Origin of the sequence: Echinicola strongylocentroti (assembly GCF_003260975.1) — a bacterium.
GTDB classification, from domain to species: domain Bacteria; phylum Bacteroidota; class Bacteroidia; order Cytophagales; family Cyclobacteriaceae; genus Echinicola; species Echinicola strongylocentroti.
Genome location: NZ_CP030041.1, coordinates 3,103,661 through 3,117,909, shown reverse-complemented (window position 1 = coordinate 3,117,909; position 14,249 = coordinate 3,103,661). Strand labels below are relative to the sequence as shown.

The 14,249-nt window shown below is 45.1% G+C and carries 10 protein-coding genes; 8 read left to right on the top strand and 2 right to left on the bottom strand.

Annotated features, from left to right (window positions below; genetic code table 11):
• Positions 1-6: 6 nt before the first annotated feature.
• Together DN752_RS24690 and DN752_RS12120 are read right to left on the bottom strand one after the other, a co-directional pair.
• A complete protein-coding gene (locus tag DN752_RS24690) occupies positions 7-333 on the bottom strand; it encodes a fasciclin domain-containing protein (protein ID WP_211324288.1) in 327 nt (108 codons plus the stop codon).
• A 23-nt stretch (positions 334-356) separates the two neighbouring features.
• A complete protein-coding gene (locus DN752_RS12120; protein WP_112784186.1) occupies positions 357-1,349 on the bottom strand; it encodes a fasciclin domain-containing protein in 993 nt (330 codons plus the stop codon).
• Between the two features lie 125 nt (positions 1,350-1,474).
• On the opposite strand from DN752_RS12120, the gene gldB reads away from it, so the two are divergent.
• The 8 genes from gldB to DN752_RS12080 all read left to right on the top strand — a co-directional run bounded on the left by gldB (position 1,475) and on the right by DN752_RS12080 (position 14,249).
• Entirely contained in the window at positions 1,475-2,467 is a 993-nt protein-coding gene (gldB, locus tag DN752_RS12115) for a gliding motility lipoprotein GldB (protein WP_112786526.1), read from the top strand.
• A gap of 259 nt (positions 2,468-2,726) precedes the next feature.
• Positions 2,727-4,343, top strand: coding sequence for a glycoside hydrolase family 28 protein (locus DN752_RS12110; RefSeq protein ID WP_112786525.1), 1,617 nt, complete (start codon positions 2,727-2,729; stop codon positions 4,341-4,343).
• Entirely contained in the window at positions 4,340-5,425 is a 1,086-nt protein-coding gene (gene pelA / locus DN752_RS12105) for a pectate lyase (protein ID WP_245949522.1), read from the top strand. Before DN752_RS12110 ends, pelA begins: the two co-directional genes overlap by 4 nt.
• A 658-nt stretch (positions 5,426-6,083) precedes the next feature.
• Positions 6,084-6,656 carry an RNA polymerase sigma factor gene (locus DN752_RS12100; protein WP_162633203.1) on the top strand — a complete coding sequence of 191 codons (573 nt, stop codon included), beginning with the start codon at positions 6,084-6,086 and terminating at the stop codon, positions 6,654-6,656.
• Positions 6,657-6,809: 153 nt separating this feature from the next.
• Positions 6,810-7,880: a FecR family protein gene (locus DN752_RS12095; protein ID WP_112784184.1), complete on the top strand. Its 1,071-nt coding sequence runs from the start codon at positions 6,810-6,812 to the stop codon at positions 7,878-7,880.
• A 118-nt stretch (positions 7,881-7,998) separates the two neighbouring features.
• On the top strand, positions 7,999-11,508 hold the full coding sequence (locus tag DN752_RS12090) for a TonB-dependent receptor (protein WP_112784183.1): 3,510 nt from the start codon (positions 7,999-8,001) through the stop codon (positions 11,506-11,508).
• Between the two features lie 31 nt (positions 11,509-11,539).
• Positions 11,540-13,537 carry a RagB/SusD family nutrient uptake outer membrane protein gene (locus tag DN752_RS12085; RefSeq protein ID WP_112784182.1) on the top strand — a complete coding sequence of 666 codons (1,998 nt, stop codon included), beginning with the start codon at positions 11,540-11,542 and terminating at the stop codon, positions 13,535-13,537.
• 388 nt (positions 13,538-13,925) lie between these two features.
• Positions 13,926-14,249 (top strand): DUF6787 family protein, encoded by a 324-nt coding sequence (locus DN752_RS12080; protein ID WP_112784181.1) that lies wholly within the window; start codon positions 13,926-13,928, stop codon positions 14,247-14,249.

The window sequence follows — 14,249 nt, the reverse complement described above, 5'->3', positions numbered from 1 at the left end:
CTAAATTCAAGGCCGATCAAATACCGCCTGCACGCCATGAAGCACGCCATTGGTACCCAACTGATTGCTATAGTTGGGATCCAGTAATGCCCCATTTACCGAGAGGGCAGTAGTATCTATCTCAATGGTCGCATCTTGTAATGGGGTAGATAGCAATTCTCCATGGATAAAGCCTTGTGTAAAATGTCGGCCAATTGCCATGTGGTGAAGCAAAGTTTCGCGGAGTAGGGTTTCGTCCACTTCATAATATCCGGCCACACCCAGCTGCTCGTACCAGTTTTTAAAGGCTTCGTTGTCCGGGGCAAATATGGTCATGGGGTCATTTTCTTCCAAAGTGCTTAATAATTGGGCATAAATCAGCGCTGCCTTAAATTCGGCATAGCCATTTCCTTGCGTGTTTTCGGAAACAACCGTCGCAAGCGATTGCTCGGGGCGGTGATGACTTGGTCTAAGCCATGGATAAGCCCATTGCCTCCTTGGATGTTTTTTTCTTGAAGGGAAGCATTTCCATTGAGCCAAATCTCTCCTTCCTGATTATTGATATATAGCGTGTCGCCCGATAGCGGGATAAGGGCCTCAGTTATCAGTTGTGTACTGTCCAACGTTTTGTCCAAGATAAAGTATTGCATAAACTCATCCAGCCGTGAAAAGGCCAGCCAATCTTCTTCAGTAATTCCGTTGGCCTGAAAGTAGGAGGAAAAGGCCTCGTCTGTTGGCGCAAAAATGGTAAAGGTACCTTCCCGGTCTTCGATCACCTGATCCATCTCGGTCTGGAATAATCCTTTCACGAAGGTGTTGAAGCCTTTGTTTTGGGCCATGAATGTGACGTTAAGTGCCTGAGGTTCCAAGAAGCCGGTCAATATATGAATGACACCATTCTTGAGGAAGAGGTCGCCAGAGAGCATTTTGGTCGCACCATTGATTTCTAGTGCACCGTCAGCTTCATTGATAAGCCAGTAGTACCCCGGTAAGAGACTTTCCTGAACGGATCCCAGCAGTACGTCACTGTTGAGCGATCCTTGGGTGATATGGTAGTTTAGCTTGCGCTCCCATTCCTCAGCGGAGAGCTCGTCTACGGAGCTAATCCCCGCGTCTTCCAGCGCTTGGTCGCTGGGCAGGAGCAAGGTGAAGGGAGCTTCAGCATCCAGTGTTTCGTTCAGGCCTGTTAACTCCAAGGCGTCAGCAAAGATGGTAAAGTTGGGATCCTGTCGGATAAATTCCATCATGCTGAGTTGGGCATAGTCGGGTGTATCTCCATCCTCTCCACATCCTACGAAGAACAATAGTGCGCATCCTGCATATAGGTAGCGGATGATTGAAAAAAACGGATGGTACGTTCCTTTTGCCATGAAAATTTATTTACCTTTTCTTTTGGATAACCGCAAAAGCCATGCTTAAGTTTACACTAAGCTACTATGGGCAAGGCCTTTTTGTGCAGCAAATTGTTTACTCTATTTTTGCAAAAGTACATCAGATGAAAAGAAATTCGGGAATATTTCTGCTTATTTTGAGCCTGTTTTGTTCATGCAAGCAAGAACAGCAAGATTGTGGTATCTCTGAAGAGGTGAGCAATATCCCTTTAACACTTTCAATAGAGCGATTGGAGTTACCGCTGTTTGAAGCAAAGAGCGAAGTAGATATTGCCTACTTACTGGAAGAACATCCTTATTTTTCTGAAGTATACCTGAGGGATGATCTATATCCCAGTAAGGAACACTTGGTCAACACCCTATATGGTATTCCAAAAGACACTTTAATGCAGGAGCTTTATCAAGAAGTCAGTGCCAACTACCCTTCCATTGACCAACTTGAGACGGACTTGCTCAATGCTTTTAAGCATATTAAATATTACTATCCTGATTTTGAGGTGCCAAAGGTATACACTTTTGTGAGTGGGTTTACGACTGATTTGTACATGGATAGGGAGATGATCGTTATAGGCTTGGATTATTTTCTGCCTTCTGATCACCGCTTTCAGCCACCGGACCTTCCAGAGTACATGACCAGTCGGTATAATAGAGCTCATTTGGTGCCTATGATCGTCACGGCCATTTCCTCAAGGTATAATGCTACCGACCTTGAAGACAATTCGCTATTGGCAGAGATGATGTTTTATGGTAAAGCCTACCATTTTACCCAAGCGATACTTCCCTGTACACCAGAAGAGCAGATAATAGGCTACACACCGGAAGAGTTGGCGGCATGTTATGAAAATGAAGACTTTATCTGGACAAAGCTGATTGAGCAGGAGGCCATTTATGAGACCAATCCTTTTGAAGTAAGGAAGTACACGGGTGAAGCGCCGTTTACCGATGTGATCAGCCCGGATGCCCCAGGAAGAGTGGGCAGATGGGTCGGTTGGAACATCGTGGACGCCTATGCTGAAAAAAAGGATATCGGTTTGGTGAAGCTGATGGCCCAAAAAGACGCACAGAAAATTTTCATGAATTCAGCTTATAAGCCTTAAGGTTTTAATGTTGGAAGGTTGTAATGTTTTAAGGTTTGTTGTCCACTGTCCACGAACGACAGGCAACTGTTAGTTTAGCATCCCGCCGATCACTGATTACTGCTTGCTGGTTACCGAGCGTTGGTCCTTCCCCTATCAGGGGATCGAGGGGTGTGCGGAAGGGATTGTAGATTATAATTCAGGATACGGCAGGATGGCAGGGGAATTTATGATGCCTAATTTGATGGATCATAGGACACCCAATAACTCAAAAATGACCATGAAACTGATCCTAAAGGAAACGGCTTTTTTATTATTCCTGATCGTGTTGCTAGCAGGCTGCTCAGGAGAGGCCAGTAAAGAACCACCTTCCTATTTTTCCCTTGATAGCTTGATGACCAAAGATCAAGTGGGAGCATCCAACTTACCCAAGGAAATCGCCCCTGTGGAGGCTCCGTTTGCCATGCCCGAGTTCAAAAAACCTGTTTTTCCGGAGTTGACCATTGATATCCACGAGCAAGGTGCTGAAGAAGGGAAATTGGCGACAAGCATCATCCAAGGAGCTATCGATGAGGTCAGTGCTCAAGGTGGTGGTAAGGTGGTGGTGCCTGCCGGAAAGTGGAAGACTGGTCGAATTAGCCTGAAGAGCAATGTCAATTTCCATTTGGAAGAAGGTGCTGAGCTGTACTTTCGTGGTCAGTTGGAGGATTTTAGGCCTGCCGTATTTACCCGGCATGAAGGGGTGGAAGTGATGTCTCTGGGTGCTTGCATTTATGCCTATCAGCAAGAAAATATCGCCATTACCGGAAAGGGCACGCTGTATGGCCCTGAGGAAGGACCTGTGAAGGAGCAGATGATGACCGAAGATGTTACGGAGAAATTTGTGCCCATCGATAAGCCGGTGGAAGAGCGTGTCTATGAAGGCTACAATGGTGAGTCCATTTTCTTGCCCATGTTCATTTCCCCTACTGATTGTAAGAATGTCTATATCGAAGGCGTGACCTTGGAGCGGACGGCATTTTGGAATATCGTGCCCGTGTACTGTGACGGGGTGATCATCCGTGGCGTGACGGTCAACTCCGTGGGCATTCCCCGTGGTGATGGCATAGACATAGAGTCTTCCAGAAATGTTCTGATCGAGTATTCTACGTTAAATAACGGCGATGATTGCTTCACGATGAAAGCAGGGCGCGGCAAGGACGGTATCCGCGTGAACAAACCGACAGAGAATGTGGTAGTGCGCTATTGCCTGGCAAAAGAGGGGCACGGAGGGATCACCATTGGCAGTGAGACGGCAGGAACAATCAACAACCTCTACATCCACGACTGTGTCTTTGACAATACAGGCGTTGGCATCCGCTTCAAGACCCGTCGACCAAGGGGTGGTGGAGGCCAGAACCTCTATTATGAAAGGCTAAGGATGAACCTTCGCCAGACGGCTTTTCGCTGGGATATGCTCGGGCAAGAGCTTTATGTGGGAGACTTGGCCAAAAGAAAACCACTTAGAGCGGTCAATGAACTGACACCTAAGTTTAAGGACATCACGATCAAGGATATCTTGGTGGAGACAGCTTCCACCTTTGTCAATATCAATGGGATTCCAGAATCGCCCTTGGAAAACCTGCACATGGAAAACGTACTGGTCAAAGACAGCAAGAAGTTTTTCAATGCCGATGATGCCAGAAATTTGACATTTAAGCATGTCGAGGTCACCAGTCAGGATTCGTTGATGAAGTTTTTGGATACGAGGAATGTGGTCTTTGAAGACGCGGTTTTTCATGTGCCAGGCGGTGAGATTTACACTCAGACCAAAGGCGACTTGACCGATAGCATTTACTTCGACAATACCCAACCACAGCAGCCAAAAGACTGGGAAACTCCAACTTACTTGAAATGATGAAAGACTTATCGAAAACCATCCTTATCACTGTGGCCTGTTGTCTGGCCGTTTTCACAGCGGCGAAGGCCCAAAGTGAAAAGCCCTTGTCCTGGCGAGCCGCCCAGCGACAAGACCAAGCTTGGTATAGCACTGATGAGGCCAAGAGAATTGCCAATAATGTACTGCTCTATCAGCACGCAAATGGTGGCTGGTATAAAAACATCGACATGGCAAGTCCGCTCAGCAAAAATGAAAAGGAGCAGCTGCTAGAGGAGAAAGATAAAGGCACGACCATTGATAATGGAGCGACTATTTCGCAACTAACGTATTTGGGGAAAGTGTACCGTGCTACGCAAGTGGAAAAATACAAAACAGCTTTTCTAGAAGGCATCGACTACCTCCTGGAAGCACAGTATGAAAATGGTGGCTGGCCGCAGTATTATCCTATCCGCAAGGGTTACTATCAGCATATCACCTATAACGACAATGCCATGATCGGTGTGATGCGATTGCTCCGAGAGGTGGGAGATGCAAGTGCGCCCTATGGTTTTGTGGATGCCAAAAGGAGAATCGCTGCAAAAAAAGCTATCGATAAAGGCCTCGAAATCATCTTGGCGACACAGGTAAAGGTCGATGGCCAACGTACCATCTGGTGTGCCCAGCATGATGAGGTCAGCCTAGCTCCCGCTAAGGCCCGGGCCTATGAGCTTCCCTCCCTCAGTGGATCGGAGAGTGTCAATATCGTGCGTTACCTGATGCAGTTTCCTAATCCAAGCCCTGAAGTGGTCACCGCTGTAGAAAGCGCCATAGCGTGGTTTGAAGATCATAAAATTGAGGATACGGCTATCAAAAAGGTACAAGATGCCAGCTTGGCAAAGGGCTATGACCTGAAAGTGGTAGATCAGCCTGGGGCATCACCGCTATGGGCACGATTTTATGATTTGGAGACGCAGCAGCCAATTTTTGTCGGCCGTGATGGTATCAAAAAAAGCCGGCTCCAAGACATCGAATATGAGCGGCGTGTAGGCTATAGCTATCTGGGCAATTATGCTGGGCCTTTGTTGGAGAAGGAGTACCCTCGGTGGAAGGAAGGGTTGTAGGCTTTTAGTTTGAGAATCTGAGATTTTTTAAGGGCTTGGTAATCAACCATAGCCCACAGGCTAATGCATGTAAGTTGTTGAAAACCTACCAACCTGATCTCGACTTATTTTTAGTATTAAAAACGTCATACGAACCGGTCTGCCCAGGCAGGCCCTTTTTAGGAGGATATGGGTTGGAAAAGGGTGTGGCAACTCGCCGCGGCGGTCCGACCCTCAAATCTCTCCCTAAGCCCTATTTGGCTCTAGACAAGCCTGCCTTTGGCTTCCTTTAGGTTTATAATCCTACTGAGTTTATATCCATATTGATGGCTGTGCTATTCACAAAATGGCCTAGGGAATTTCAAATCCCCATTATCCCAGTTCGAGATTACAAATCCCGAACAGCGCTACAAACCCTGAACCGCACTGGCACCCATGGGCTTGATTATCAGCTGAAGCAACCTACAAGTTTTATGATTTCTGGAAAAAATTGCATTTAAGCGGAAGCATGCTTGTGGCAGCAGGTAAGTACAGGGAGGTTTTTTATTGGAGGAAAATAACTTTGTATTAGCTACAAAAACCCAATGAACTGTAGTTCTTTCAACTAAGAGTCTTGCCGCTTGATCTGAAGTGTAGGATGGGGTCAGAAGAGACCATGCTGAATCAAAACCCAGAAGCAATGAATTATGAAGGACTAAATGACAAGCAATTATGGAAGCTGATTTCGGCGGATGACAGGAAAGCTTTTGGCTATTCATTTAACCTGTATTCCAAGGATCTTTTTCGATACGGTCAGAAATTTACTACTGCCCGGCAAGTAGTGGAAGATGTCATCCAGGATGTGTTTTTGGACCTTTGGAACAAGCGTAAAACTACCAGCATAGACCAGTCCATTAAGTTTTATCTCTTTACGGCTTTCAGAAGGGAAATTATCAGAAAGCTGTCTAGGTTGAGAGTGCAGGAGCCAATGGATTATTTTGCGTCTGGCCACATGATGGAGGATTCTTACTTAGAAGGTGTCATTGCGCAGCAAGGTGAAATTGAGTCCAACCAGAAACTGTATAGGGCTATCAGAAACTTGTCAGAGCGACAACGGGAGGCGGTTTATCTTAGGTATTTTGCCAATTTGACCTATAAGGAAATTTCAGGGATGATGGGGATCAGCGTGGAGGCATTGTATAACCTGATCTTTAAATCTATCAAAGTGCTCAAGGCTTCTATGCGTGAGCGTGTACAGTTTCAGACAAAATAGTTGGTGATTTTTTAATGAGTAGCCTGTTTGAGCAGTACAAATATTAATGAAGAGGTGAAAATTTTAAATTTTCCGCAAAAATCAAATTTTTCTTACAAAATGGTGATGAGAATTTTGCCATATGCTCCCCTTTAGATTAAAGGGCAATAGATTTTGAACAAATCATTTCGACATATAGAAGATTTCCTAGAGGATGATTCCTTTCGCACTTGGGTGCTCAGCAAAGGGAATACGAGGAGTTTGTTCTGGGAAAATTGGCTGAAGGCCCATCCCGGCGATTCGGCGATGTTATTTGAAGCAAAGGAAATATTACTGGCACTGGAAGAGGAGAATGAAGAAGGCGAGGAGTGGCAGGAGGCTGATCAGGCGAGACTGTTGGATACGATCAGTGCTGCCATTGATTTGCCCGATCAGCAGCCTCTCGAAGGTAAGGTCAGAGAGCACTATTTCATCAGGAGCCACCAATATGTTTGGTTAAAAGTGTCGATGATTTTATTGGTCATGGTGGTGAGCGCTGTTATTCTCAGCCATCTGGGAGTGTTCCGCGGGCCTTCACCGGCAAGTAAGGAAGAGGTAGCCTGGATAATACGGGAGGCCCTGCCTGGAGAAAAGAAGAAGGTATCCTTGCCTGACGGAAGTAGTGTGATCCTGAATTCCGCGAGTACACTTCGGTATCGGACGGATTTCGGGGTCAGTCACCGGGATGTTACCCTCATTGGGGAGTCCTATTTTGATGTGGCCAAAGATTCCTTGCGGCCATTTAGGGTGTACACGGGTGAGCTGATGACCGAGGCGGTGGGGACGGCATTTAATGTCAGCGCCTTTGAAGGGGAAGCAGCTCAAGTGCAGTTGGTGGAAGGGAAAGTAAAGGTGGAGCTACATCCCAAGGACGATACAGAAGTAGACCGAATTTATCTGGATCCGGGGGAGCAGGCAATGGCATCTGCAGGGACTTTTGCCAAAGGGAAATTTGACCCTCGCACGGCGCTGCTTTGGACAGAAGGGACATTGTATTTTGATGACCAGCCATTTGCCAATGTTATGAAAGCACTGGAAAGGTGGTATGGTGTAACGATAGAATCGGAAGGACAAAAGCCTTCCTCGCTACGGGTCTCGGGGGAGTTTCACCGGGATAATCTGGAAAATGTGCTTCAGAGCATTTCTTACTCGTTTGATTTTGATTTTAACATTGATCACAAACAGGTTTCGATACATTTTAAATAGCATTCGTCAGTATGATAACATAACCCAATACAACAATTTATCCCAATGAAAAAGCTGATGGTATGGGCATAAAGTGCCCGAACGACAGCATTAACAATTAACCTAAATACCAATGATTATGAAGAAAATGTTATACAGCCTTTACAGCCTGGGCAGGCTATGCCTGGTGGGGTTTGTAATGCAGGTGTTCTTGATCAGCACCTTGCATGCTGAGGGGCATGCAGACCAAGACCCAAAAGACCTAAATGAAATTATGGTGAGCCTAGATGTCAATAATGCCTCTATGGAGGATGTGCTGGCGACCTTGAAGGCCAAGACGGATTTTTCCTTTGTGTACAACAAGGGAATGGTCAGCAAATTGGCTCCAGTGACATTGAATGTGGCCAATGAAAGCTTGGAGAGTGTACTGCTGCAATTGGCGGGATCGCACCAGCTTTCCTTCCAGCAGGTAAATGACCGCATCAGCGTCAAGGCAGCAGCAACCAATGAAGCCGAAGTAACCCGTGCAGCAGCTAGGGTGGCCATCACCGGTACCGTGACCGACGAAGAAGGTGACCCGCTCCCAGGAGCCACAGTGACAGTAGTAGGTAGTTCTAAGGGAACTGTTACGGATGCAGATGGCAAGTATTCACTGGATGTAGAAGAAGGAGCTACGCTGCAGTTTAGCTTTATTGGCTTTACCAAACAGCAAGTGGTTGTTGGTAACCAATCTGTCATAAACGTTTCCTTGGAGTTAGACGATAATGCCTTAGAAGAAGTAGTCGTTACTGGATATGGTGAAGTAAAAAAAGAGCACCTCACTGGTGCGGTGGAAACGATCGATCCAGAAGAATTCCAAGACCTTCCTACGGGCAATTTAAGTGCAGCCTTGGCAGGTAGGGTATTGGGTGTAGGCGTAAGTGGAGGAAATACCCGTCCAGGTACAGCCGCTTCCCTGACCATTCGAAATCCTCAGTCTTTTTCTAAGGATGGTGGAAATAACTCTCCCCTGTACGTGATTGATGGAGTGATCCAGATTGCTGCTGATGGTAGTAATGATAATGTTAGATTTAACAATTTGGATCCTGCTGAGATTAAAAGTATTTCATTTTTGAAAGATGCATCAGCTGCTATTTATGGCTCCAGAGGTGCTAATGGTGCTGTCATCGTGACCACCAAGAGAGGCAGAGATGGAAAGCCAAGATTTAGCTATAGTGGTTCTTATGGTGTCAATGACGAAGCTTATAGAACCAAAATGCTCAGTGCCTATGATTTTGGGATGTACTATAATATAATGAATGGGCCTAATGGTTCAGGAGAAAGTGATGATGGTGATTTTAGGGAGTTTGTATTTTCACAGGACGAGCTTGATCATTTCAGGACCATCAATTATGACTGGTTAGAAGAAGCGTGGTCTTCAGCGTCTAACATGCGTCATAACTTAAATGTAAGTGGAGGAACAGCTAAGGCCAATTATTTTGCTAGTGCTTCTTACTTCACCCAAGAAGGTAATATGAGTACACTGGACTATGATCGATGGAACTTCCGTGCTGGGGCAGATATCGAAGTGGCTGATGGGCTCAAGGCAGGCTTGCAAGTGGCAGGGTATTATTCCGACAAGACCAAAACCTTTAACAAAATCGGCGGTGAAAATGACGAAAACGATTATAAGAACCTGTTATTAACTCCACGCTATATTCCCCCTTATGTCGATGGTTATCCCGTGGATCTGCCGGATGGTGGTACAGGTGATTACCACTTTTTCGAAATTCAGAAGCTGGACAACTTGGCGACAGATACCGATATGAATATGAGTGTAAACCTGTTTGCAGAGTATGAAATGCCCTTCTTGGAAGGCTTAAAGGCGAGGATCTCTTATGGCAGAAACATGGGAAGCAGCAGGGGCACCCAAGTAGGTACGCGGTATACATTGTACCAATTTGATGGATTAGGAGAGTATGGTCATATTTATGATGGAGCAGAAGTTTCAGGAAGCAGGGAATATAAAAATGGGGACCGGCTTTATTATTCCAATGACAATTTCATTTCTACCCAAACCAATTTTACAGTAAACTATGCCAATGATTTTGGCCTTCATTCTGTCAGTGCATTGTTCAGTATAGAACGTGCTGAGGCAGAGAGTTCCAATGAATGGGTAAGGAAGGAAGAACCTGCCAGCTTTACCAATGGGCAATTTAGTTCGGCATTTGGTGAAATAGATGGTTGGACCAGAGGCTCTGAATCTGGATCCTTGGGCTATATCGGTCGGATGAATTACAGTTTTGCCAATAAATATTTGGCGGAGTTTCTTTTCCGATCCGATGCGTCTACCAAATTCGCTCCAGAAAATTACTGGGGTAAATTTTACTCCTTATCAGCTGGGTGGATCATTTCCAATGAAGACTTTTTTACGGCCTCTTGGATAGATTTCTTGAAGTTTAGGTATTCCGCCGGCCTCCTTGGAAAGGATGATACCAAAGCTTGGCAATGGAGACAACGCTATACTTTCCAAAATGGCAAAGGTGCCGTATTTGGTGGCGATAACGATGCTGGAATCGGGATGAAGATGGAGTCTTCCCCTAACAGGAATGCAACTTGGAGTGATGATTTCAAAAATAACTTTGGTATAGATGCCAGGTTCCTTAATAGTCGACTTTCTGCTACGGTGGAAGCGTTTTATAACAAAGGCACCAACCTCTTGATGGAGCGTACAGGAAATGTTCCTGTAACTGTTGGGGGAACGGTGGCTGCTGAAAACTTTGGTGAAATTGATTTCTTTGGGTATGAATTATCTGTAGGATGGGATGACCAAGTGGGAGATTTCCGTTACGGTATAGATGGTCGTTTCTCTTGGTATGACAACAAAGTAAAAGTCAGCAACTTCAATGAGATCGATGTTTTATATCCATGGAATGCTCAGCCTAACGCTTCGACAGATAGGGGTGTTTGGGGAATGGACTACTTGGGAATGTTCAAAAGCCAAGAGGATATCGATGCTTACGTCGAGCAATATGACATCACCCAGGTGTTTGGTACTGTAGTAGATGAGCTTAAGCCCGGGATGCTTTACTATCGCGACGTGAGGGGCCAATTGCAGTCAGATGGTACGTTTGCAGAGCCTGATGGGATTATTGACGATAACGACCAAGTTCAATTGGCCAAAAGGGAATCCAATCACTACGGATATGGCATGACCATCAAGCTGGGTTATAAGCAGTTTAGCTTGAATGCAGTAATTGCAGGTTCGTTTGGTGGATGGTCTGAATATGATGCCAGAGATGCCATGGAACAAGAAATCGGAGATTCCTATGAAAGTGTCCCAGCCTTCTGGGGAGATATTTACGATCCAGAACTCAATCCAACAGGCAAGTTTCCTAATCCATACTGGGAGGACATAAGCTTGACCCCTAGGTCGGAATTTTGGAGAATCAGTGGGTTCAGAATGGCTATGAGGAATGTGGATGTGAGTTATCGTCTTCCCAAGCATGTGGCGGACAAACTTAAAATCAGCAGTGCTAGAATCTATTTTAATATCCTTAACCCGGTGAATTTCTATAACCCGTTCAGCTATAAAAGCTCTGTTGGAGGGTCATGGGATAATTATCCGGTGTTAAGAACCTATTCTTTGGGCCTAAACCTTTCCCTGTAGTTTGATTATTAACCCAAAAAATTAAAGAGCGATGAATAAATTTAAAAATATATGGACACTGGCACTGGGATTTTTGGTGCTATCCGGATGTAATGATGATTTCTTGGAAGAAAAGCAGGACCTGACAGGTGTGAACGAAGAGGTTTTTCAGGATCCCCATATGGCGCAAGCGTATGTGGATTATGTTTACTACCTGTTTTCCCCTAGCGATAATGGAAGGAACTTGATATGGGATTTGTTCGGAGGTTTTGAGTTTTCAAAAAACACCGATGAAATGCCTGGTAGAAGTGCCTTGAACCAGGAGTATTCCCAGATATCCTTTACGGAAGACCACGCCTTGGAATATTTTGGAGAGCGCATGGGTACCAGCATTAGAAACAATACCTGGACCCGTATGAAAGAGATTAATCTCTTTTTGTCAGAAATTGACCAACATGGGCTTCCCGAAGAGTTGAGAAATGAACTAAAGGGCCAAATGTACTTCTGGAGAGCTTGGCAGTATTTTGATTTGGTGAAGCTTTATGGCGGGGTGCCTTTAGTATTGGAACCTCAGAATCCGATTATAGCAGATGCTGATGAGACCCAAGTACCTAGGAGCACCACGAAAGAATGTATCGAGCAGATCGTGGCAGATCTGGACATGGCGATGGAGCTATTGCCAGGAAGATGGTCTGGAGACGACTGGGGCAGGATTACCAGTGGAGCTGCAGCGGCCTTCAAGAGCCGTGTTTTGGTGACATGGGCCAGCCCACTATTTAACAGAAATGAAGATGCTTCCAGATGGCAAATGGCCTATGATGCTTCAATAGAGGCTAGGAGTATCCTTGAAGGAAATGGCTTTGGCCTGTACAAAAAAGGAAACCTTGAAAACGGTGAAGCTTGGGGCAAGATGTGGTTTGAAGAAGTGGATAATCCTGAAGCAGTAATGATCTATGGATTTAATGATACCTCTTCAGATCAAATCAAGAAAAATAATGGTTGGGAAAAAGCCTGCCGTCCACGGAACCTTGGAGGGGATGGCAGGATGGAGCCGACTATACAGCTGGTCAATTCCTTTCCCATGGCAGATGGACGCCCGATCGATGAGTCGCCAAACTATGAATATGATCTCAATCATTTCTACCGTAATAGAGACCCTAGGTTTTACCATACCTTCGCATTCAATGGTGCCTTCTGGCCGTACGATGAAGATGGTGACTATAGACACTGGAGCTATAGGTGGTACAGTGCTGAGGGTGATGAAACTCCCAACAAAACTACGGAAACCAATGGAACCAATTCAAGTGGGATATACATGAAAAAGTCCACTAACCCAAGTGCGTCTAGCTCAGATAATTTTGCATTTAGTGGTACGGATATCATGGAGATCCGATTTGCAGAGGTGGTCTTGAATATCGCAGAGTCTGCCGTTGGAATTGGTAATATCCAAGAGGGATTGAATGCCATCATGGAAGTAAGGGAGCGTGCAGGCGTAGAGAACCTTGACGGTACTTATGGTCTGGGGTCGGGATTGAGCAAAGACCAGGCATTTGCAAAAGTAATAGAAGAGCGCAAAGTAGAGTTTGCCTTTGAAGGCAGAAGGTTTTGGGACCTGAGAAGATGGTTGTTGATGGACGATGAGTTTGGATATGCTCAGAGATTGGGCTTCGAACCAATCAATGGGATGAGAAGAATGGGTATATATGTGGTGGTTAAAGATCAAGCGGGAAATCCATACAATGGTGAAGTTGATCCTATGATCGCTGATGCTGATGGCAATGTTCCCATTATTGATCGTTCTCCTGAGGAATATCCAGACGGTATAGAAACAGAAGAGGAATACCTGGATTACCTCTATGACAATTATTATGAAGTTCAGATCAAAGATGACTTGGATCCAACCAATAATAACTGGGAGTTTCGCTGGTATCCAGAGTATTATTTCATCGGACTAAATGAAGATGTACTTAGCTCTTCGCCTTATCTCGAGCAAACTGTAGGGTGGAATAGCTTTAGCGGCGATGGCACCTTTGACCCACTTGCTGAATAAAAAATAAACTACCCGAGGCAGAGCCATCGAGGTATTCTTATTGATTAAAATGGTTTAATGATAACAAAAGCCTTCCCGAGCCGGTATTCCGGTGATCGGGGAGGTTTTTTTATTTAAGGCAAAATTCCTCCTATCTAAAGTCAGGTAAACCTTCTTCAGCTGTCATTCACCTTTTTGACCAGCATTTCGTCAAACCTGTCTAGACCGCTAGGCAAGCCTGCCTCTTTGCTCTCCCTAAATTTTGCAATTGCTCCAATAGGTACAAAATCACGGATAATCATTTTTTTTATATGCGGCTAGCCTGTAAAGTAGAACCAATATAATTTGTATATTGATCATTTGATTAAATTATGGATAATTTGCCTTGTCCAAATGAAGAGAATGTAGCATGAATGAAAAAGGCTTCCTGAAAAGACTCCAACAAAAATGGCAACTCAAGAGCATCTGGCAAGTTCTACTGGTGCTTTTGGCATTTGCCTGTACGGGATTTACGGTGCTGTTTATCAAGCAGCCGATTTTCGATTTATTGGGAGTGGATATGTCCTCAGGAGGCTTTTGGAAAACGGTATTGTACCTGCTGCTTATCTTACCACTTTACCAGATCATGTTGCTGGCCTATGGTTTTCTGTTTGGCCAGTTTTCTTTTTTCTGGGAGAAGGAGAAAAAATTCTTCAAAAGAATTGGTGCATTGTTCATCCGAAAAGGTAAATAG

Excerpts from the sequence above, each read along its gene's own strand:
- DN752_RS12080 (WP_112784181.1), top strand. The coding sequence starts at position 13,926 with ATGAATGAAAAAGGCTTCCTGAAAAGACTCCAACAAAAATGGCAACTC.
- DN752_RS12090 (WP_112784183.1), top strand. The coding sequence starts at position 7,999 with ATGAAGAAAATGTTATACAGCCTTTACAGCCTGGGCAGGCTATGCCTG.
- gldB (WP_112786526.1), top strand. The coding sequence starts at position 1,475 with ATGAAAAGAAATTCGGGAATATTTCTGCTTATTTTGAGCCTGTTTTGT.
- pelA (WP_245949522.1), top strand. The coding sequence starts at position 4,340 with ATGATGAAAGACTTATCGAAAACCATCCTTATCACTGTGGCCTGTTGT.
- DN752_RS12085 (WP_112784182.1), top strand. The coding sequence starts at position 11,540 with ATGAATAAATTTAAAAATATATGGACACTGGCACTGGGATTTTTGGTG.
- DN752_RS12100 (WP_162633203.1), top strand. The coding sequence starts at position 6,084 with ATGAATTATGAAGGACTAAATGACAAGCAATTATGGAAGCTGATTTCG.
- DN752_RS12110 (WP_112786525.1), top strand. The coding sequence starts at position 2,727 with ATGAAACTGATCCTAAAGGAAACGGCTTTTTTATTATTCCTGATCGTG.
- DN752_RS12120 (WP_112784186.1), bottom strand. The coding sequence starts at position 1,349 with ATGGCAAAAGGAACGTACCATCCGTTTTTTTCAATCATCCGCTACCTA.